This window comes from Brevibacterium sp. (assembly GCF_052105255.1).
GTDB lineage: Bacteria > Actinomycetota > Actinomycetes > Actinomycetales > Brevibacteriaceae > Brevibacterium > Brevibacterium linens_B.
The window spans coordinates 45,270-66,057 of record NZ_JBQDYQ010000008.1; the positions used below are offsets into that span (position 1 = coordinate 45,270).

General features: G+C 62.5%; 15 protein-coding genes. 9 read left to right on the forward strand and 6 right to left on the reverse strand.

All coding sequences use genetic code 11. From position 1 onward, the window contains the following. Positions 1-139: 139 nt before the first annotated feature. The 4 genes from ACTIIH_RS04330 to ACTIIH_RS04345 all read right to left on the reverse strand — a co-directional run bounded on the left by ACTIIH_RS04330 (position 140) and on the right by ACTIIH_RS04345 (position 4,154). Positions 140-2,128, reverse strand: coding sequence for an acetoacetate--CoA ligase (locus ACTIIH_RS04330; RefSeq protein WP_441450697.1), 1,989 nt, complete (start codon positions 2,126-2,128; stop codon positions 140-142). A gap of 445 nt (positions 2,129-2,573) precedes the next feature. Further along, the gene (locus tag ACTIIH_RS04335) at positions 2,574-3,065 is read right to left on the reverse strand and encodes a hypothetical protein (protein WP_441450698.1); all 492 of its coding nucleotides are present in this window, start codon (positions 3,063-3,065) and stop codon (positions 2,574-2,576) included. After that, the gene (locus ACTIIH_RS04340) at positions 3,062-3,631 is read right to left on the reverse strand and encodes a helix-turn-helix domain-containing protein (RefSeq protein ID WP_164514360.1); all 570 of its coding nucleotides are present in this window, start codon (positions 3,629-3,631) and stop codon (positions 3,062-3,064) included. Before ACTIIH_RS04340 ends, ACTIIH_RS04335 begins: the two co-directional genes overlap by 4 nt. Next, positions 3,582-4,154 (reverse strand): hypothetical protein, encoded by a 573-nt coding sequence (locus tag ACTIIH_RS04345; RefSeq protein ID WP_441450701.1) that lies wholly within the window; start codon positions 4,152-4,154, stop codon positions 3,582-3,584. The genes ACTIIH_RS04340 and ACTIIH_RS04345 overlap by 50 nt, the downstream gene beginning before the upstream one ends. A gap of 524 nt (positions 4,155-4,678) precedes the next feature. Here ACTIIH_RS04345 and ACTIIH_RS04350 point away from each other — a divergent pair. Further along, positions 4,679-5,188: an excisionase gene (locus tag ACTIIH_RS04350; protein WP_125187689.1), complete on the forward strand. Its 510-nt coding sequence runs from the start codon at positions 4,679-4,681 to the stop codon at positions 5,186-5,188. A 311-nt stretch (positions 5,189-5,499) separates the two neighbouring features. On the opposite strand, the gene wecC is transcribed toward ACTIIH_RS04350, so the two are convergent. After that, a complete protein-coding gene (wecC, locus tag ACTIIH_RS04355) occupies positions 5,500-6,759 on the reverse strand; it encodes a UDP-N-acetyl-D-mannosamine dehydrogenase (protein ID WP_441450703.1) in 1,260 nt (419 codons plus the stop codon). A 160-nt stretch (positions 6,760-6,919) separates the two neighbouring features. Between wecC and wecB the strand changes: the two genes are divergently transcribed. From wecB to ACTIIH_RS04370, 3 genes are all read left to right on the forward strand, one after another. After that, positions 6,920-8,071, forward strand: coding sequence for a non-hydrolyzing UDP-N-acetylglucosamine 2-epimerase (wecB, locus tag ACTIIH_RS04360; protein WP_441450705.1), 1,152 nt, complete (start codon positions 6,920-6,922; stop codon positions 8,069-8,071). A 112-nt stretch (positions 8,072-8,183) separates the two neighbouring features. After that, positions 8,184-10,409 carry a glycosyltransferase family protein gene (locus ACTIIH_RS04365; RefSeq protein ID WP_441450707.1) on the forward strand — a complete coding sequence of 742 codons (2,226 nt, stop codon included), beginning with the start codon at positions 8,184-8,186 and terminating at the stop codon, positions 10,407-10,409. Continuing rightward, the gene (locus ACTIIH_RS04370) at positions 10,409-11,632 is read left to right on the forward strand and encodes a glycosyltransferase (RefSeq protein ID WP_441450709.1); all 1,224 of its coding nucleotides are present in this window, start codon (positions 10,409-10,411) and stop codon (positions 11,630-11,632) included. Before ACTIIH_RS04365 ends, ACTIIH_RS04370 begins: the two co-directional genes overlap by 1 nt. Before the next feature lie 27 nt (positions 11,633-11,659). On the opposite strand, the gene ACTIIH_RS04375 is transcribed toward ACTIIH_RS04370, so the two are convergent. Further along, positions 11,660-13,552 carry a glycosyltransferase family protein gene (locus tag ACTIIH_RS04375; protein ID WP_441450711.1) on the reverse strand — a complete coding sequence of 631 codons (1,893 nt, stop codon included), beginning with the start codon at positions 13,550-13,552 and terminating at the stop codon, positions 11,660-11,662. Positions 13,553-13,908: 356 nt separating this feature from the next. Here ACTIIH_RS04375 and ACTIIH_RS04380 point away from each other — a divergent pair, with 356 nt between their 5' ends. Genes ACTIIH_RS04380 through ACTIIH_RS04400 form a run of 5 tightly spaced genes read left to right on the forward strand, consistent with a single transcriptional unit; the run spans position 13,909 to position 20,729 of the window. After that, positions 13,909-15,744: a polysaccharide biosynthesis protein gene (locus tag ACTIIH_RS04380; RefSeq protein ID WP_441450712.1), complete on the forward strand. Its 1,836-nt coding sequence runs from the start codon at positions 13,909-13,911 to the stop codon at positions 15,742-15,744. Beyond that, positions 15,744-16,781, forward strand: coding sequence for an MraY family glycosyltransferase (locus ACTIIH_RS04385; protein WP_441450714.1), 1,038 nt, complete (start codon positions 15,744-15,746; stop codon positions 16,779-16,781). Before ACTIIH_RS04380 ends, ACTIIH_RS04385 begins: the two co-directional genes overlap by 1 nt. After that, positions 16,778-18,103, forward strand: coding sequence for a glycosyltransferase family 4 protein (locus tag ACTIIH_RS04390; RefSeq protein ID WP_441450716.1), 1,326 nt, complete (start codon positions 16,778-16,780; stop codon positions 18,101-18,103). The genes ACTIIH_RS04385 and ACTIIH_RS04390 overlap by 4 nt, the downstream gene beginning before the upstream one ends. Beyond that, positions 18,100-19,836 carry a glycosyltransferase family 4 protein gene (locus ACTIIH_RS04395; protein WP_441450718.1) on the forward strand — a complete coding sequence of 579 codons (1,737 nt, stop codon included), beginning with the start codon at positions 18,100-18,102 and terminating at the stop codon, positions 19,834-19,836. Before ACTIIH_RS04390 ends, ACTIIH_RS04395 begins: the two co-directional genes overlap by 4 nt. Next, positions 19,833-20,729 (forward strand): ABC transporter permease, encoded by an 897-nt coding sequence (locus tag ACTIIH_RS04400; RefSeq protein ID WP_441450720.1) that lies wholly within the window; start codon positions 19,833-19,835, stop codon positions 20,727-20,729. The genes ACTIIH_RS04395 and ACTIIH_RS04400 overlap by 4 nt, the downstream gene beginning before the upstream one ends. Positions 20,730-20,788: the final 59 nt, after the last annotated feature.

Consider the following 20,788-nt stretch of genomic DNA (forward strand, 5'->3'; position numbering starts at 1 on the left):
CTGTGTGTACGTCTCTGCCGCGTTGGTGCAGGCATCCGCGATGCTGTGGCGAGTGTGCGCTTCGTCACAATGCTGGCAGGCCAGCTGTCCATTCGCTACAGGACTGCGAAGATAGTGTCCGAAGTATCGGACACCCTCCTCATGCAGGCTTACCGGGGCCCTCCCCAAACCGAGCAAAGTACGCCAACGCCTCGAACGAATCCACAGCATCCGGATTCGCGACCTTGGCCAGATCGTGCCCCTGGATCAGCCTCTTCACCGGCACCTCGAGCTTCTTGCCCGTCTTCGTGTGCGGGATCGCCGGCACCGCAATGACGTCATCGGGCACGTGCCGCGGTGACGCCTTGGACCGCAGTTCCGCCGCGATCCGCTCCCCCAACCCTGAATCCAACGAAACCCCCGATGCCAGAACCACGAACAACGGCATCCAGTACCCGCCGTCGGGCTGCTCGGCACCGATGACCAGGGACTCGGCCACCTCGGGGATGCCGTCGACGACGTCGTAGATGTCGGCGCTGCCCAGGCGCACGCCCTGCCGATTGAGGGTGGCGTCCGAGCGGCCGGAGATGATGACGCTGCCGTGGTCGGTGATGGTGATCCAGTCGCCGTGGCGCCAGACTCCGGGGAACATCGAGAAGTACGTGTCGCGGTAGCGCTCACCGTCGGGATCGTTCCAGAACTTCACCGGCATCGACGGCATCGGGGCGGTGATGACCATTTCCCCGACCTCGCCAACCAAAGGCTGGCCGGAGTCGTCCCAGGACTCCAACGCCACACCGAGCACCGGCTGTGAGAGTTCCCCGGCCCAGATCGGCACGTTCGGGGCGGAACCGGCGAAGCCGCTGACGACGTCCGTGCCGCCGCTCGTCGAGGCCAGCTGCACGCGCTCGCCGACGGCATCGCGCACCCACGGGAAGCAGTGGGCGGGCACCGGGGCTCCGGTGGCACCGATCGTCCGCAGCGCGGAGAGGTCGAACTCCTTGCCGGGTTCGATCCCGGCTTTCATCCCGGCCAGGAAGATCCCGGGACTGACCCCGAGCACATTGGCCTTCGTGTCCGCGGCGATCTCCCATAGCCGGCCCGGCCCCGGGTAGAGGGGACTGCCGTCGAAGCACACCGTGGTCGCACCGCCCACCAGAGCGGAGGCGACGAGGTTCCACATCATCCAGTTCGTATTCGTGTACCAGAAAAACCGGGCACCGGGGCGAATGTCGAGGTGGAGACCCAGCAGACGCAGATGATCGATGACGACCCCGCCGTGGCTGTGCACGATCCCCTTGGGAATCCCCGTCGTGCCCGAAGAGTACAGCACCCACAGCGGGGTATCGAAATCGACGCGCGCGAACTCGGGTTCGACATCCCCGGATGCGATATCGTCCCAGGCAGTGAGGTTCGTGATCTGACCGTGTTCATCGATGAATTCCTCGCCGAGGTTGCCCACCCCGACCACGGCCCGCAGGCTCGGCATCCGGTTGGCCAGATCCGCGACCTGGTCGCGGCGGTCAAAAGCTTGACCGTTCCACAGGTAGCCGTCGGCGGCGAAGAGGACTTTCGGTTCGAGCTGGCCGAGTTTCGCGGCGGCTCCTTCGGCTGCATAATCCTGGGCACATGCGGACCAGATGGCACCGATCGAGGCGGAGGCGAGGAACGCAATGAGAGTGTGGTGGGTGTTCGGCAGGTAGCCGACGACGCGGTCACCTTCACCCACGCCGAGGCTGCGCAGCCAGGCAGCGACAGATCCGACCTGGCGGCGTAGTTCGCGCCAGGTGGTCTCCGAACGATTGCCGGCTTCGGTGATGGTGATGATCGCCGGTTCGTCGGCGAGGTTCTCGTCGAGGGCGGCACGTAGGGCGTGTTCGGCGTAGTTGAGGCGGGTGCCGGGGAACCAGGTGGCGCCGGGCATGGAACGGTCGGCGAGGACTTCGGTGTAGGGCTCGTCGGCGATGACGTCGAAGAAGTCCCAGATCGCACCCCAGAATCCGTCGAGGTCACCCACCGACCAGCGCCACAGATCGTCATAGCTGACCATGTTCTGGCCGGTGCGCTGGTTCGCGAAGTCGGTGAAGTCGAGGATCTGCGGGCGCGGAGTTTGGTCATGGTTCGGACGCCAGATCGGTTCAACGGTCAATTCTTCTCCTCAGCTCGGATAACTCCACCTTATGCCCGCCGGTATGGCTGTTTTGAGGAGGCTCGTCCGCGTTGATGATTTGGTTCAGCGTGAGGGTGACCGTGGATGGAGGTGCTGACCATTGAGTTTCGAAACTATTGTGGAATCATTCGAGGGAACATTAGGGTTGCAAGGAGGTCGGGAGATTCGACACCATGCATGACGTCCAAACTCATGTCAGCACCTCGAACAGCTGTTCGCGATTGCTGTAATGGCAGGCTGGTCTAGGGGAGCTAAATTTCGCGAGCCGACGAATGTGTATCCGTTTGTGCTCTACGTTGGCGTCTGGTGCGCAACCCGATACCGGCGTAGTCAAGCGGCGGCCAGAGCCTCGTCCTCGTAAGAGGCCCAGGTTCCTGCTTGACTAAGCAAAGAACCAGAGAAACGACTGGGCCACAGTTGCTAGCTACTTGTCCTCGTGCTCTCCGTCTTCCGGTTCGGTGATGGAGGAGCGGTACTCCTCATACGTCAGGGGCAGGTCAGGCTCGGGATAGCCAGCGAGGCGAACACCTTCGAGCACGGACATCACCAGGTGCGGATATATACGGCTGAGAACGGACCGCTGAATGGTACCAACGTCGTCTTCCGTGAGATCCTTGACCGACGACGTCACGCCAGCTCTGAACTTGGTGGCGGAGCGTACAACCAGAAGCTCCTGATCACTGTCCTGATTGCCGGAGGTATCAACGAAGATCTCTATCTTGGCTTGAGCGCGGACAGCAGCGTACCAATCGTCCTCCATCGCCGTATGAATGCCATTAGTGACCTTGAACGTGAGGTTTAGGCTGGCATCGTCCTCTACTCTCTCAAATGGGAGCTTGATCTCCCATGAAGCGCCGAGATGTGTCAGGGAACTGACACTGTAATCGGCGACTTCGCTAATCTCGTTCGCGCTCATGACTGGTCCTCATATTCGGCGGAGATTTCAAAAGTCTTGCTGAGGTATTGCCGTTGATTAGTCTTCGGCGTCTTGTGTCGATAGACGACCCTGTGAAGGCGAATTTCGGCGCCGTACTCTTCTGAGTCGGCGTGGTCCCAGAGTGCTGCCTGATCGACTGTGTCGACGTCTGAACTTTTCACTGAGAGCCCGGCGACCGGGCGGTTAATTCCCGGCCCGGCTGGATAGAGAGACAAGCCGAGGTGGGTGCCGAGTGCTCGCACATAGCGAGCCAAAGTGCTCAATCGAAGGTCGTCTTCGCCATGAATGATTTGTGTAACGCGCGCTGGCGACACTCCAAGGATCGTCGCGATCTGCGCTTGGTCAACGCTCGCGCGCTCGAGTGCCTGTCTGAGCAACATGTGTGCGTCATCGATAGCAGCTGCGGCCTCGAATTCAGGTGCGAGGCTTGCGTCCTCAAGTAGCTCGTCGACGACCGACTTTCTACGCCGTTCGACAGCCGGATGATCGGAGAACTCATGCTGAAGGTGAGCATCTCGTCTTGTACTGCGCGTCGGGCGCGTCATGGCTGAGGTCTCCTTCTCTGATTCGCTTGCACTGTCGGATATCGTGTTCTTCCGTCTTCTCACCGCGCTTGAAGAACGAGTGTCCGAGGCGGATGTCCTCGTCGAAGTTCGGCACCCACCAGAATTCTGTTTGTGCAAAATCTTCTGGCGCGTCATCACGATCTTTGTATTTTTCTTTCGGGCAGTAGCCACCTTGTCCGTCGGTATCGAAGAACGAGACCCGCTTCGATGCCGACTTAAACTCCCAGATACCGTCGCGCAGCGCGTTGATGTGCAACTTGCTCTGCGGCTCCCCATGATTGCTGAAATGGTTGATTCGGCTCAAGAGGATGACATGGGCATTCACTTGCCTTTCGTCGGGCCAACCGTCCTCCGCTTGGTGATCTGGATCGGCCTTGAGTAGGCCTTTCTTCAGGCCCTCCAGGAAGTTACTTGCCGGGCATCGCTGTCCATCCCGCGAAAGCGCGGCAGTGATGGTGTAGCACCTGCCAGAGCAAATCAATGGCCGATCGAGTTTAGTCATTTCTTAACTCCTACACTCTAGCATGGAAGAAGTGTTGCTCCGCGTTCGATGAATTAGGGCTATCTTAGCCGCGTCTGAGCTCCCTATAGGGCTCCCGGACAGTAGTGATGAGGTTTCTTGGCGCCACACGCGTTTGCACCGAAAGTGGCGCAACCCTGCAAAGTCCCCTTTGAACATTTTGTCAGTAACAGTGCTGAGGGTGACACTGTCGTGTCGGCATGCCCGAGCCATGGTGCGAAGTTCGCGCCAGTTCTTGGCAGGCTGGAAGCAGGCCTGGCGACGGGTGTAGTGGCCTCTCCCGAGCCGTTTACCGTTGCCACACAGGCAAGGAAGCGCCGCCCAGACGCGCTCAATGCTCGGATCGATCCGCACCGCCGCCGCTGTCGAGAGAGAGCAGTGGAGCGCCTAATTTGGTATAGACGATTCTGATGGAGGTAGTACCGGCGGCCGGGTAGGTGCCCTTCATTGGCGGTGTCTAGATATCGCCGGGTTGTGAGAGTGGCTGATTCGCCGGGGAGAGAGCGATGGTTGATCGAACTGGAGCGACATTGTCTGCGGAGCGCAGATCGGAGTCCGACAAGCTGGCCGCAGTCGCGGACTTCTTCGCTCACAAGCAGCGTCGCGAGGACGGTGCCACTATTATTTGTCGAACGCTGACGGAGGCGACCGAGTCGAATCACGGAGGAACTGCTCGGCATCTCAAGCGTGCTGCAGAAGTGCTTCGTTCAGGTCAGTCGGTGGGTGTGTACCGCAGGGATCAGGCGATTACCAGCCGACAGGCCGCTGATCTGCTCAGGCTGAATCGGCCAACGTTCGTCAAGCTCATCGACGCGGGCGCTCTCGAAGCAAGCGTTCCCGGTCCAATCCGCAGGCAGTTGCGGCTGGCTGACGTTGTGGCCTACCGGGACCAGTTTTATGCTGATTGCTCAGACTTCATTTTCCACAGTTCATCCGAATACCGAGCGTTCGACGAGGACGACGGTTTGGATGCGTTGACAGAAGTTCAAGAAGAACGCCGGCGGTCACTGAACTGAGAAGTCGGCAACGTGTATGAAGCCGTGTTGGACACCTGCGTACTCGTTCCAGGTCTGCAAAGGGACTCTCTGTGGACGAACATGTTCTGCGCGTGGGATTCATGAGCGGAGCGGATGTGATCGTCACCGACGACCAAAGGGCTGGCTTGAACGGATCAGGCAGTGAGTGCGGTGATGAGCATCTATCGTCGGCGGCGAAAACCGCCGCTTGAAAGCTCCGCTGAGTTGCTCGCTGCCTTGTGTCGATCAACAGGGGTCGCCGAAATCTATTCAACCCTCATCGACGATGTGAGCTCGTAAGACTACCAGCTTTACCCCCACACACCACGCGTATCGTGGACGATCTTCTGCGTGAGCAGGGTCCGGTCGATCCGGGTGAACTCGTTGTGGTCGACCAGCAGCAGCACGATGTCGGCAGCACGAATGGCCTCGTTGACCTCGGTGAGAGTGACATTCGAGCGATCCGCGAGCTCTGCAGGCAGGCGGTCGATGTTCGGTTCGACGGCCATGATGTTGGCCTGAGGAAGCTCGTCGGCGAGCTGGCCGACGATCTGCCGAGCAGGGCTCTCACGCAGGTCATCGATGTTCGGCTTGAACGCCAGTCCGAGGGCCGCGATCTGCACATCCTGGATACGACGTGCCTGGGGGAGGAGCTTGTCGAGCACATAGCCGGGCTTCGCATCGTTGACCTCGCGGGCGGTGCGGATCAGGGATGACTGGTCCGGCGCAGTGGCGACGATGAACCACGGATCCACGGCGATGCAGTGTCCGCCGACACCCGGGCCGGGCTGCAGGATGTTCACCCGCGGGTGGTGGTTGGCGAGCTTGATGAGCTCCCACACGTTGATGTCGAGCCCGTCGGAGATCACCGACAGTTCATTGGCAAAGGCGATATTGACATCGCGGTACGCGTTCTCGGTCAGCTTCGCCATCTCCGCGGTGCGAGCATCGGTCATGAGGAATTCGCCCTCACAGAACAGCTCATAGAGGTCACGTGCCCGTTCGCCGGCATTGCCGTTGAGCGTGCCGACGATGCGGTCGTTCGTGCGCAGCTCGATCATGATCCGACCGGGCAGCACACGCTCGGGGCAGTGCGCGAAATAGATCGTCTGCGCACTGCCGGACTTGAGCGAGAGATCCGGTCGAGCCGCCAGGATCGTCTCGGCGAGGAATTCCGTGGCCCCGGGAGGCGAGGTCGACTCGAGAATGATGAGCTCATTGCCCTCGAGCAGCGGGGCGATCTGCTTGCCCGCGGTTTCGATGAATGACAGATCCGGCTCGTGACCGTCCTTGAACGGTGTGGGCACCGCGACGATGTAGTTGTCCGCATGCGGAGTCTCGGTCGTCGCCCGCAGATATCCCTGAGACACGACACCGGCCACCGTGGTCGCCATATCCGGTTCGACGAACGGGACCTTGCCTTCGTTGATCGTCGCCACAGCATCGGCGTTGATGTCGACACCGACCACATCCGCACCAGAACTCGCCAATACCGCGGCGGTCGGAAGACCGATATAGCCAAGACCGATGACGGCGACCGATGGGCGAGTGCTGTTGGGAAAGGCGTTCATTTATTAGCTCCAGGCTGTTCTGTGGGACAAATAGAATAGTAGTGAACTCATTCATTATCGAAAAATGATTAAAGTGAACTTCTGGTGACTCGTTCATCGACCAGCTACGACGTGGTGCTATGGTTTCGCTGTTTGCGGGCACCCGGAAGAAGGAGATGGCATGAGCGCCGATCAGAGCGTTGCCGAAGCGAAGGTCATGGTCATCTACGGCACCCGCCCCGAGGCGATCAAGGTCGCCCCGGTGATCAAGGCCCTCGAAGCCCATCCCCGGCTCACCCCAGTCGTCGTCGTCACCGCCCAGCATCGTGAAATGCTCGACCAGGTCAATGAGGTCTTCGACATCATCCCCGACGTCGACCTCGACCTCATGTCCCACGACCAGACGCTCAACAGCATCGCCGGCAGCGTCATCACGAGAGTAGACGCCGTCCTCGACGAACACCGCCCCGATGCCGTCGTCGTCCAAGGCGATACGACGACCGTGATGGCCGCAGCGATCGCGGCATTCAACCGGGAGATCCCCGTCGCCCACCTCGAAGCGGGGCTGCGCAGCGGAGACATCAACTCTCCCTTCCCCGAGGAGGCCAACCGTAAGATCGTCTCCCAGATCGCCCGCATCCACCTCGCCCCGACGATGGTCTCCCGAAAGAACCTCCTCGCCGACGGTGTCCCCGACGAGACCATCCACGTCATCGGCAACACCGTCATCGACGCCCTGCACTGGGCAGTCGCCACCCCCGTCGAATACTCCGTCCCCGAGTTGCAGAAGCTTGAGAACGACGACAGGAGAATCCTCCTGGTCACCGCTCACCGTCGGGAGAACCTCGGCGAGAACATGGTCAGCATCGGTCGGGCTATGCGGACCCTGGCGCAGAGATATCCCGACCTTCTCATCGTGTGGCCGGCCCATAAGAACCCCAAGGTGCGCGCGGCGATCGCTCCGCAAATCGATGACCTCGACAATGTCATCTCGATCGAGCCGGTCGGCTACGGCGAATTCTCCCACCTCATCGCGAAGGCCGACATCGTCCTCACCGATTCCGGAGGAATCCAGGAAGAGGCACCGAGCCTCGGCAAACCTGTACTCGTGCTCCGCGAGAACACCGAACGGCCCGAAGCCATCGACGCCGGAACCGTGAAGCTCATCGGCACTGATACGGACAGTATCATCGCCGAGGTGGCCGAACTCCTCGACGATGACGCCGCCTACCGAACCATGGCCAACGCGGTCAACCCCTACGGTGACGGGCACTCCGCGACCCGCAGCACCGACATCATCGACGAACTCCTGACACTCACCCAGCAGGACTGAGGCCCAGACACCGCTGAGAGGTAAACAGGGACCGAAAAGCGTCAACCTCCGTCCACCGCTGTGTCCCGTTCCGTTCCCGAACAGTTCATTTGCAGACCTCACCATGATGGTCATGTCATCAGTCAGACCCCGGCGGATCAGCCGTTTGCTTGTGTTGACCGTCGCGGTCGTCATCGTCACCGCATTAGCAGGACTGCTCGTGAGCGCCCTGTCCACGGAACCGCTCTATGCCTTCACCGGACTGCTCACGGCAGCACTGCTCATTGTCCTCGTGCTCGCGGTCGAGAGAACGGCGATCATCGCCCGCAATGCCGCCGCCAAGACGGAACGTCAAGCACAGGCCGCCGTCCGCGACCTCGCCGAGGCGGTCACATCGGTAGAGCGCCGGACAAAAAGAATGGAGCGGGTGCTCAACGACACCGCGGGGTCGGTCGGCCGCAGCTCACCGATCGTCCGTAGGATCGATGCCTCCGTCCTCGCTCTGGCAACCGGCGGAGCTCCGGGAGGAAACACGCGCACGGGAAGCGCCGCCACCTCGGCGACAGCGTCCGGCACGGAAGTGCCCGGACTCCAAGCGCAGGCGATCAGCTTTCCCGACGCACCGGAAACGAAGGGCACCCCGACCTTCGCCGGACTGACCGTGCTCATGATCGCCGATGAATTCACACTTCGGGCCTTTGCGCACGAATGGACCGTGGTCACGGCTACCCCAGACAACTGGCGAGAGGTCATCGAGGTCGAGAAGCCAGACCTCGTGTTCACGGAAAGCGCGTGGGAGGGAAACGGCGGCACTTGGAAATACCACCTCGTCGGGGTGACGGCACCGCGACCGGCGATCGTTGAGCTCACCACCTACTGCCGTGACAACGGCATCCCCACAGTGTTCTGGAACAAAGAAGATCCGCCGCACTTCGAAGACTTCCTCGATACCGCCCGACTCTACGATCACGTCTTCACCACCGATGGCGAGAAGATCCCGGACTATGTCGACCGCCTCGGTCACGACCGGGTCCACCTGCTCCCCTTCGCCGCCCAACCGGCGATCCACAACCCGGGCCGCATCCGCGGCGTCGAACGCGACCGCGCCGTCGTCTTCGGCGGCATGTACTTCAGAGACAAATACCCAGAACGCCGCGACCAGCTCAACATCCTGCTGCCGGCGGCGAAGAAGGTCGGGCTCGACATCTTCTCCCGCAACACCGACGATCCGCGGTACCGATTCCCCGACAGATTCGCCGATTCCGCGCGACCGGGAATCCCATACCCACAGATGCTCTCGGCCTATCACGGCTTCAAGGTCGTCATCAACGTCAACTCGGTGACGACGTCGGACACGATGTGCGCTCGCCGCGTCTTCGAAGCCACCGCGTGCGGCGCCGCAGTTGTGACCACGCCGACCCCAGCGATCACCCGCTTCTTCGACGACGACCTGCTCACCCTCGTCAACGGCGAGGCGAACGCCTTCGACCGGATGCGCACCCTCGTCGCCTCCGACGAACTGCGGGAACGCCGCGTCCATCTGGCTCAGCGCCGGATCTGGGAGAACGTCACCTACACCCACCGTGCCCTCGACGTCATGGCCGCATTGGGGATCGAAGCACAGGCTCCTTCGGCGCACTGTTCGATCGTCGTGTGCACCAACCGACCGGACAACCTTCCACTGATCATCGGCAACTGCCTGCGCCAGAACATCGCCGGAGCAATCGACGACCTCGAACTCATCATCGTCTCCCACGGCTTCTCGATCGACTCGGCGCTATTGGAATCGCTCATCGACGAGCACCGCGCAGAGGCCTCGGACACAGCAGACGCCGTATCCGTGACCACGCTTGCGGCTGAAGCCGAGGCCACCCTCGGCGAGATCCTCAACCGCGGATTCGACGCTGCCCGAGGCGACTTCCTGTTCCGCATGGACGACGACGACTTCTACGGAGCCAACTACGTCCGCGACCAGCTCAACGCGATCCGCTTCAGCGGAGCAGACCTCGTCGGCAAGGCAGAGACATACATGTACTTCGAAGACGAGGACGCCACCTACCTCACCTTCCCCGGGAAGGCTCACCGCGACACCGACTTCGTCCGCGGAGCCACCTTCGCAGGCCCCCGTGAAACGTTTGCCACCTACCGGTTCAAGGAACAGCGCACCGGCGAGGACTCGGACTTCATTACCCGACTCAGGCAAGGCGGAGGTCGAATCTACAGCTCAGACCGCTTCAACTACGTCGTCAACCGGCAAGCCGACAAGACCCGCCACACCTGGGCCGCCGCCGACACGAACCTCATGGGCACCGGAGTGCTCAAACACATCGGCAACGACCCCCGACAGATCGAACTCTGATGCCCAATCAAACCGACACCTACCTCATCGGCGTCACCCGATTCTCTCTGCTGCTGCCGAACTCCTCACAGTGGAAGCTCTCGGCCCAGGCAGAGTCGCAGCGCTCCTACGCCGAGGCGCTCTATGACCCGGCCCGCTTGGACTCCCGACTGCGGATCTTCTCCGAACTCTCCCTGCCACAGTTGGCCGCTGGCTACTCGGGGCGGAACTATCGCCACATCGTCCAGCACTCATCATCCCTGCCGGACAAGTACAGGACAGCCCTGGCCGAGCTGGCCGAACGATATGACTTCCTCACCGTTCTGTGCAGCGATGACCCCCGCACCCACGCCGATTCCGTGGCCGATAATTTCCGGGACATGATCGCCGAGGCGGATCGACCGCACGCTCGACTCGCCTGGTTCCGCCTCGACGATGACGACATTGTCTCCGACCGGTATTTCGATCGGGTCTCCGGCTATGTCGAGACCGATCCGCCCGGTCGGGTAGTCAGCCTCGGGCTGGGGTACTCGATGATCTACTCCGACGATAAGCTGTGGGACCTGCGGTCGGACTACCGGCCGAAGAATTCGATCGGCCAGCTCTATCTGTGCGCCTTCGACACGGACGGTCATTCGCTCATCGAGGCTCCGCGTCAGAACCATGCGATCATCGACCAGTTCGCGCCGACGATTCTCGACTCGCGTCATCCTTCGTTCATCACGGTCGTCCATCCGCTGCAGGACGGGCGTGCCCACCTTGAAATCAGTTCGGCCCTGGCCGCAGTGGAGAAAGAACAGGGGACCAAAGACTTCAAGGCACTCGACGAACTCGAGGCAGAATTCTCTCACGTCCTTCACTCGGGCGTCATCGCAGAAGGCACTCGCGATCTCCTCACCGCCTTGCCCGAATTGAGCACCGAACCAGTTCGAATCCCGGCTTCCGCTCACGGACCTCTGGCGATCAACACCGAGGTGACGGCCGCCGCCGCACAGACAGAAGGCCGGGTGATCATCGCCTTGAAGTTCGCCCCGGGCACACGCCCCGAGGTCACTGGGCGGTGGGTCGAGATCGATGCGAACACCCTCGCCGTCGGATTCGTCGTCACCACACCCGCGATGAGCTTTCGGGCCCTCCTTCTCGGCATCGCGGACACCTGCACCCTGACAGAGGTCTCTGTCTGGGTTTCACGCAGCTTCGACGGCGACATCCGCCTGGACTCACTGAGCATCACCGAAGTCTGACCGGCGACTCCTCAGTACGGGCATCCCTCAGAAGCAGTAGTGCCCCGGCGCATAACCGAACGCGTGGACGTCCCCATTCGCCAGCAGCAGATAGTCATCGACACTCCACGTGTGCGCATGGTCACCGCGGACTTGAACGAAGTTGAACCGGTCGGCCGAATAGATCCGAGCCCCCGAGGCGATGAGGCGCTGCTGCAGCTCGGTGTCCTCACCGAGGGTGCGCTCGGCGAACGGATTGTCCAGTAGCGTCGATCGCCGCGTCATCAACGTCGGACCCATGACGAGGTCGGTGAACCGATGCTCCCGTTCGGGGAACCGGCAGATGACGAGATCGCGTGCACGGATATGCAGGTAGTGAGCCTGCTTGCCGACGAGATCCGCATCCGAATAGCGCAGCGCGGCCAGCTGATCGCCGAGGTAGTGCGCCCCATAGACGTCATCGTCGTCCATCTTCGCAATGACCTCTCCGGACGCGGTCTCGACTCCCCGGTTGAGGCAGACACCCAAGGGCAGGTCGGAGTCCACCCGAACGATCTGCATATGTTCGATGCCTGCGCTCGCCGCCCGGGCCCGCAGATCCGTGGGCACTTCGAAACCGTGCGCAACGAGCACGAGTTCTTTGTCCGTATGCAGCTGAGCGGCATGCGTGGCCAACACCTCGCCGAGGTGGTCCGGCCGATTCGTCGACACGACCGCCGACACCGAGCTCGGGAACGGCTGCGCATAATCGAGTCCCAAGGAATCCATCACCGTCATCGCCCGGTGAGTGTACGTGTGCTCGGCCCAGATGCGCCGCTGCGCCAGATGCACGCTGCGATCCCTCAGCTCGGGACTGCGCACATAGGCACGCAGCGTCCACTCGGCCTCTTCCGTCGTCTCCGGCTGCGGCACCTCGTCGGTGGGGAAGAACTCCCGGGTGGCCGCACTGGGCGTGGTGACGACGGGAGTGCCGGCGGCCGCGATCTCGAAGATCCTCCTGGCGCACATGCTGGGGGAGTCGGTCACGGAGTTGACGTTGAGGAACACCTTGTAGTGCTTATAAGCGGTGAGCAGGTTCCGGTAGGGCAGCGATCCCACGACTCTATCGGCCAACGTCCCGGGGAACTGGTACCGCTCGTCATTGCCGAGGAAGCGGGAGAAGATCTCCAGTCCGTGTTGCATCCGCCCCGAGACAGCCTCGGCGGCACCGAGCAGGAGATCCATCTGTGCCCGACGCTCCGGGTACTTGTGCGCGAAGTACATGCCGGCGAAGGCGATGTCACGAGCAGCGACGTTGCGCGATGGTCGGGACGGATTGTGGATTGCCGGTTGGGCCGCGAATGGCAGAGCCGCGACACGGTCATGACCGAGCCTCGACTGATACTCAGGCACCAGCCGGATATCGCTGGTGAACACGACATCGCAGAGTCCGGCTAACGGCAGGAAGTCTTCGAAGTGTGGGGGATCCTCTTTGTTCCAGAAGACCGTCGGAATGCCTCGACGTTGGCACTCGGTGAGGAGGTCGGTGACCTCAGTGCTCGGGCCGGACGGGCCCGTGAGCTTGAACTTCCACTGCCCGGCATTGCCGTTCCATGCCGATTCGGCAAAGACGAAGTCGAGGCCGTCGAGCTCCGTCGCCCACCCGGTGGGCGACAAAGGTCGGGTCGACCATTCGAAACCGAAGCTTTCGGCCGAGAACTCATCGAGGATGACACCGACCTGCAGTTGGTCGAAGACGGGAGTGCGTTGCGACAGCGGCAGAGGCGGGAACAGCTCGGCGAGGACTTCGGCTGACAGGCTGCCGGTGGCCACCGAGGCCGAGGTCTCCGCAGCGCCTTGAGCGACGGTCCGGCGGCGACGCCATTTCGTCACCTGTGAGACACCGCCCTTGCGCAGATGCCACAGAGCGGTTCTCAGAGTGCGAAGCGGTGTTCGGGGCACGGTGTCGAGTCCTCCAAGCGGCGGCGGGAACGGTGCGATACAGCGGGCGACAGCCCACTTGAACGGTGCAAGAGTCCTTGTCAGCGGCGCGATTCGTGCCGAGTGAGTGAGAGCGTCGAGACGTGTCGAATGCAACCAATTCTTAATGTGCGCAGCGTTCATTCTGAATGAAACCTGTTAATCCCAATAGTACAATCGGGACGTTGTAGAAGACTCCATGCAGGTCGAAGTGGTGCTGATCACCAGCACGGCAGACCAGCAGGAGCGGCCATATGAAAGCGGACGAAAAGAGGACAGTGGGAAGCAATTCTGGGCCCATTCCCTCACGGACCCCAATGAGACGACACGGCAGAGCCATGGCACTGTCACTCATCGATGGTCTCGTCTTCGCCTTCCTCGTCATGGCGATGACGCTCGTGCGCTACGACTTCGACGCGCACCGCGTCAATGTTCCCGGCATGTTAATGTGTGCAGTCATCGGCTTCATTGTCTTCCTCATCGGAGGGCCGCTGGCGATCTACCGCGGTCGTTACCGGCGCGGGTCGACCGACCAGTTCGCTGCCATCGTGGGCACGGTGGCCGTGGGTGTCGGGCTCATGTGGGTGGCCGAATTCGCGTTCGCCAAACGGCTGCTCATTCCCACCAGCGTCCCCATCGCCGCGGGCGCACTGATGGTCGTGGCCAAGAGCCTTGAAAACTGGGTGCGCCGCAATATGCGACAGCGCAGCCTCACTTCCTCGGGATCTTCCCGGCCGACGCTCGTCGTCGGCGCCGGAGACCAGGGGATGCTGGCGCTGGACATGATCGCGCAGGATATGCGGAACGAATTCGTCGCCGTGGGCATCCTCGATGATGATCCGGCCAAGCGGCACCTGCGCTATAACGGCACTCGCGTGCTCGGACCGATCAGCGATATCGCCACGCAGGTCGATCGCACGGGTGCGGGCGTCGTCATCATCGCCATTGCGGATCTGGAGCCGGAAGAGCTCTCACGCATCGCCTCGAATCTCGAATCGCGGCCGGTCGAGATCAAGATCATGCCGCGCCTCTCGGACTCCGACTACACTCGGCCCGAACCCGACTCACATGACGTTGCGGACCTGCGGCACCGCGGTTTCCGCGATGTCAGCCTCGAAGATCTCATCGGTCGGAAGCCGATCTCGACGAACATCGACGACATCGCCTCGGCGATCATGGGCAAGGTCGTCATCGTCACCGGTGCCGGCGGATCCATCGGCTCGCAGCTGTGCCGTCAGGTCTCCCGTTTCGATCCGGCCCGGCTCGTCATGACCGACCGGGACGAATCCGGACTCCACGCCACCGAACTCGGCCTTGAGGGATCTGCGCTGCTGACCAGCGATGACCTCGTCCTCGGTGACCTCCGCGACCCGGCCTTCATCGATGCCCTTGTTGCCGAGGTGAAGCCGGACATCATCTTCCATGCGGCCGCGCTCAAACACCTGACGTTCCTTGAACGCTTCCCGGAGCAGGCCGTGCGCACCAATGTCGGTGCCAGCCTCGACCTCCTCGACGCAGCGGTGGCCAACGATGTCGAATCCTTCGTTCACATCTCTACGGACAAGGCGGCTGGAGCGACCTCCGTGCTCGGGCGTACGAAGTTCTCGATCGAACGCGCCATCGCCGCTGTGGCACAGGAGACCGGGCGCCGGTACATGTCCGTGCGCTTCGGGAACGTGCTCGGTTCCCGCGGTTCCGTGCTCGAGACCTTTGTCGCTCAGGTGGCGGCGGGTGATCCGGTGACCGTGACCGATCCTGAGGTCACCCGCTACTTCATGTCTGCTGATGAGGCCTGTGAGCTCGTGCTGCAGGCCGCGGCTATCGGCCGTCCGGGGGAGACGCTCGTCCTCGACATGGGCGAGCCGATCAGGATCGACGATCTCGCCAAACGTGTCATCGCGCTGTCGGGTCGAACCGATGCGCAGATCGTCTACACGGGCCTGCGTCCGGGAGAGAAGCTCGCCGAGGAGCTCCTGTCACCCGGTGAGGTCGACGACCGGCCCAATCACCCGCTCATCACTCAGGTGCCGATCACTCCGATCGACCTCACCGCGCTCAAGGACCTTGTCGCCGAATCTCGTGATCCGCACGTCTTCACCAACAGGGCGGCCCTCGAAGCTCGGCTGACGGATCTGCTCGATTCTGAACCTTTGGACACCGGAGCCGGCCACTGATGGATCTGCAGTCGCTGGTGATCCTTGTCGTGGCCGCGGTGGTCACGGCGGTCAGCGCTCTCATCGTCTTCCCCCTGCTGCGCCGTGCGGGCATCGTCGATGTCCCTTCGCACCGGTCTTCCCACACACTCGCGACGGTGCGCGGCGGAGGAATCGCCATCGGCTGCGGCATCACCGTGGCCACTGTGCTCGCCATGATGTGGAGCATGGACGAACACGGAGTCTTCGGTATCGGCCGGATCGTCCTGCCCATCGGATTTCTCGTGCTCACCTGGTGCTATTCGGCGATCGGGATGAGCGATGACCTTGACTCGCTGCGCCCGGCCGGCCGCCTCATCGGGCAGATCGTCCTGGCACTGCTCTTCAGCGCGATCATCGCGATGTTCTCCACTCAGGGGATCGCCCACGCCCTGGCCTTCGCCGTCATCGGGGTCGCCACCGTCAACGCCGTGAACTTCGTCGACGGACTCGACGGCTACGTCACCGAATGGACGATCGTCACTGCCGGCTGGTACGCCTTCGTCGGCTCGTGGATCGGTGAGAAGGACCTCGCCCTCCTCGCCTTGGCCTTGGCCGGAGCAGCCGTCGGCTTCCTGCCCTTCAACCTCGGCAAAGCCAAGGCCTTCCTCGGTGACACCGGCAGCTACGGGATCGGAGCGGCCGTGTTCGTCCTCGCCGTATGGCTGTTCGTCCAAGGGGTGCCGATCGTCGTCATCGTCGCCCCGCTGATCTTCGTGTTCTTCGACGTCGGGCTCACCCTCGTCCTGCGGCTCTTCCGCGGTGAGAACATCTTCCTGCCCCACCGCGAACACATCTACCAGCGCATCCAACAGGCCGGTTGGCCGCACGGCTCCGTCTCCCTGTTTCATGCCGCGCTGAGCGTCCTGGCCTGCATCCTCTCCGTGCCGACACTGGTCAGCGGCAACACGGACACGACGTATCCCGCCCATGTGTTCTGGGTCTTCCTGCTCGCGCTCTACGCCCTCGTACCGCTGTGGCTGCGCCGCCGCAATTCCGCACAGGTGGTGCACGCATGAGGATCGTCCTGCTCAGTCACTACTACTACCCCGAAGTCGGTGCCCCGCAGCGTCGGTGGCGAATCCTCAACGATCACCTGCGTGCGTCCGGACATGACGTCATCACCGTCGCCCCGCATCCGCACTATCCGTATCCGAACCGGGACAGGTTCTTCGGATCCCGGGTCGGTCGCGGGCGGAAGCGAGTCGATGTGCGCCTCGGCGGCACGTGGGACACCGGAGTCGACGGAGAGCGGATCCTGCGCGTACCCTACCTGCACAGCGGATCCTCGATGGCCCGGCAGCTGCTCGACCAGACGGTCTCGGCCTCCGGCGCCATGTCCGCCGTCGTCGACCGGCTGCGTGGGAAGATGAAACCCGATGTCATCGTCTCCACGACCCCAGCCTTGCCGTTTCTGCTCGCCGGGGACGCCCTGTCACGGCTGCTGCGTGTCCCGCATGTCGCAGAGGTCAGGGACGCCTGGCCGGATCTCATTTCGGAGATGAATCTGGTTACAGGTGCGCTCGGCCGGTATCTGCCGAATGCGCTCACCGAAACGCTCGAACACCGGTTCCTGCCGGATCTGCTCACCCGTGCCCAGCGCAGAGCCGCGGTCGTCGTCGTCACCACCGACGGCTTCAAGCACCGTCTGGAACAGCGCGGAGTGACCGCCGAGGTGGTTCGCAGCGGCGTCTCACCGGCAGAGCTCGAGGGGGCATCCGGGCTGACGGCCACCGGAGCGATCCCGGTGATCGCCCCGGCCGAAGAGCCGAGCAAGCACAGCGGACTCAACCTCCTCTACGTCGGCACCGTCGGCCGATCCCAAGACCTGTCGACCTCCATCCGCGCCCTGGCCCGCACCGAAGGAGTGCACCTGCGCATCGTCGGCGGTGGCGTCGACGCGGAGGCGCTCAAGGACGATGCCGAGATCAACGAAGTTCCCGTCGAGTTCTACCCCCAGCATGCCGGCGCGGAGCTCGCTGCTCATTGGGAGTGGGCGGACGCCGGACTTGTCAGCCTCAGCCCGCTCGACTCCTACGAATGCACGGTGCCGTCGAAGCTCTACTCGCTCATGGCCCGCCGGATTCCCGTCCTCGGCGTCGTCGCTGGTGAAGCCGCTGAGATCATCACCGGGACGGCCGCCGGCGAGGTCGCGAGCCCCGGAGATGTCGATGCCGTGGCCGCAGCCATGACGGTGATGCGCGATCGCATCGAATCCGGAGACGCCTTCGGCCAGAACGCCCCCAGCGGCATGGAACCGAGAGAATGGGTGATCCGCCACGCTTCGGCGGCGGCGATGGGATTTGGATACGATCGCATCCTTAAACAGGTGATCTCATGAACCTCACCTTCCTCGCCCGCCAGATCACGAACGTCGTCGCAACTACCGCGGCCCACATCACCGATGACCGCGTCTTCTTCGGCATGCAGCTCGCCCGTCGCCTGCCGGGACCGGTCTCGAGGCTTGTCGGCCGAGCACTCGGCCGACTGCCCGGCGACGCCACCAGGGCCTCATCCGCCTGGCTGCTCGGTCAGGAGGCGATCGCAGAAAACCTCGTCGTCGGTTCGCAATCGCCCACCCGACTGCTCGGGGAGATTGCTCTCAACCTCGGTCTGGTCGACGAGGCCGAAACCATCGCCGAGGCGGTTCCTCACGCCACTGCATTGTCCTCGCGCATCCGGTGGACCAAAGGGGACATCGACGGAGCCATTGCCGTTCTGCCCGCGGGAGCACGCCGAACCCGACTCATCGAAGAGCGACGGAGCCTGCAGCCAGGTTGGTGGCCGGAGACGGACAGCCACATCACAGCCCGCCCGGTGCGAGGCACAAAGCCTGGTTCGCCGCCCGTGGCCCTTCATGTACTGACGAACTCTCTGCCACACACCCGCTCGGGATACGCCTACCGCTCGCATGCCATCCTCACCACTCTCAAGGACGCCGGTCACGAGGTTGCTGCAGCGACCAGGCCCTCCTACCCGGTGACGATCGGGCGGGTGAGTTCAGGACCGGTCGAGACCGTCGACGGCGTCGACTATCTCCGGCAGATTCCCCTCCGCCCGCTGTCGACTCCGACGGCCCGCCTCGACGACCAGGCGCGCTGGCTCGCCACTCAGGCGCAGAACCGCGGCGCGCAGATCCTTCACACGACCACGCACTATGTCAACGGGCTGGCCACCGGTGCTGCCGCACGAGCGGTCGGATTGCCGTGGGTCTACGAAGTCCGTGGTGTCCTCGAAGAGACCTGGGTCGCTGCCGGAAGCAGCCCAGCAGAACGTGGGGCTCGTCGGGCCAGTCAGCGCTTCCAACTCATGCGGGCCAAGGAAATTGAGGTGGCCTCGGCCGCTGACGCGGTTATTACGCTCGGCGAGACGATGCGGGACCACCTCATTGCCGGGGGAGTCCCGGAGAATTCGATCACTCTCATCCCGAACTCTGTGTCCGAAGCTGTCGTCGACGCTGACGTTGCTCGTACTCCCGCCGAGGTGCGGGCCGGTCTGGGCCTGCCCGAATCGGGAACGTGGGTGGGGACCGCTGCCTCGATCGTCGGTTACGAAGGACTCGACGACCTCGTTGATGCCGTCATCCTCGCCCGAAGTCACGGAATCGACCTCAGACTGCTCATCGCCGGTGACGGTATTGCCTTGCCCGCTCTGCGTGAGCGTGCGCGAGAGCTGGGCGAACACGCGGTCTTTACCGGACGTGTCTCCCAGGCGCAGGCGATCGAGCACCAGCTCGCGCTCGACGCTATCGTTGTCCCTCGGAAGGACGAGCCAGTGTGCCGTCTCGTCACCCCGATCAAGCCCATCGAAGCCATGGGGTTGGCCCGACCGGTCGTCGTCTCCGACCTGCCTGCTCTGCGGGAACTCGTGCCGGAGACGGCAGGAGTGCGCGTGAGTCCAGGTCATCCGAGAGAATTGGCCGATACGCTGTCGGGGCTCGCCAGCGACGAAGGCGTAAGAAGGAGATTCGGACAGAATGGACGTGAACATGTTCTCGCGACACGGAGGTGGAAGGACATCGGTCGCCGCTATGGTCAGGTCTATTCCCAGCTCACAGGAGTGGGCGCGCGGTGAGTGAGAAGAAGACAGCTGAGGCGACTAACCCGCTCGGCCTGAGCACGATCCCTTCGGTCTCGAGCGAAGGCCTCGTCCCCGTTGGCCGACGCACCAGCCTGCGCAGCTACCTCGCGGCACTGTGGAGTCGCCGGCACTTCATCCTGGCCGAATCACGTGCGAAGGTCAGCGGATCGACCCGGCAGAATTTGCTCGGCTATGGGTGGCTCTTCATCAACCCGCTTCTATCCGTGTTGGCCTTCTGGTTCATCTTCGGCTTCATCCTGGGCACTCAGAAGAGCGTCGACAACTTCATCGGATACCTCGTCATCGGTGTCTTCTTCTTCCAATACACCAGCCGGTCGGTAACCGGCGGCACCGGATCGATTCGTGCCGGTGCGTCGATGATCAAGGGTTTCCAGTTCCCGCGAGCGGCACTTCCGATCTCGACCGTTGTGCGCAACTTCCTCGACTTCATTCCCAGCGTCGCCGTCATGATTGTGCTCCTAGTGGTGATCCCTCCGGCCGAAGTGCTGACGTGGAGAGTCGTACTAGTAATTCCCGTCATCGGTCTGCAAACGATCTTCAACGTCGGCATCGCGTGCATGCTCGCACGGATCGGCCACAAGATCCCCGACATCGTCAACCTCATGTCGATCATCAGCCGCTTCTGGCTCTACGGATCCGGGGTATTCTTCGTCATCGACGACAAGCTGAGCGATCATCCCGAGTTGCTCGCCGTCATGCGGACCAATCCGATGTACTCCTATTTGGAACTTACACGGAATTCTCTGCTGTACGGCGTCGACTCTCCGTGGTGGATGTGGGCATCAGCGATCGCGTGGGCGTTTGGAATTCTCATCATCGGGTTCCTCTACTTCTGGCGAGGAGAGGAGAACTATGGCCGACTATGAACTCCAGGCCCCTAACGTGGTCGCGGAAAACGTTCAGGTCCGATACACAGTCAACACGA

Coding starts and splice junctions, on each gene's coding strand:
- ACTIIH_RS04335 (WP_441450698.1), bottom strand. CDS start 3,065: ATGAGCGCGAACGAGATTAGCGAAGTCGCCGATTACAGTGTCAGTTCC.
- ACTIIH_RS04340 (WP_164514360.1), bottom strand. CDS start 3,631: ATGACGCGCCCGACGCGCAGTACAAGACGAGATGCTCACCTTCAGCAT.
- ACTIIH_RS04345 (WP_441450701.1), bottom strand. CDS start 4,154: ATGACTAAACTCGATCGGCCATTGATTTGCTCTGGCAGGTGCTACACC.
- ACTIIH_RS04350 (WP_125187689.1), top strand. CDS start 4,679: ATGGTTGATCGAACTGGAGCGACATTGTCTGCGGAGCGCAGATCGGAG.
- wecC (WP_441450703.1), bottom strand. CDS start 6,759: ATGAACGCCTTTCCCAACAGCACTCGCCCATCGGTCGCCGTCATCGGT.
- wecB (WP_441450705.1), top strand. CDS start 6,920: ATGAGCGCCGATCAGAGCGTTGCCGAAGCGAAGGTCATGGTCATCTAC.
- ACTIIH_RS04365 (WP_441450707.1), top strand. CDS start 8,184: ATGTCATCAGTCAGACCCCGGCGGATCAGCCGTTTGCTTGTGTTGACC.
- ACTIIH_RS04370 (WP_441450709.1), top strand. CDS start 10,409: ATGCCCAATCAAACCGACACCTACCTCATCGGCGTCACCCGATTCTCT.
- ACTIIH_RS04380 (WP_441450712.1), top strand. CDS start 13,909: ATGGCACTGTCACTCATCGATGGTCTCGTCTTCGCCTTCCTCGTCATG.
- ACTIIH_RS04385 (WP_441450714.1), top strand. CDS start 15,744: ATGGATCTGCAGTCGCTGGTGATCCTTGTCGTGGCCGCGGTGGTCACG.
- ACTIIH_RS04390 (WP_441450716.1), top strand. CDS start 16,778: ATGAGGATCGTCCTGCTCAGTCACTACTACTACCCCGAAGTCGGTGCC.
- ACTIIH_RS04395 (WP_441450718.1), top strand. CDS start 18,100: ATGAACCTCACCTTCCTCGCCCGCCAGATCACGAACGTCGTCGCAACT.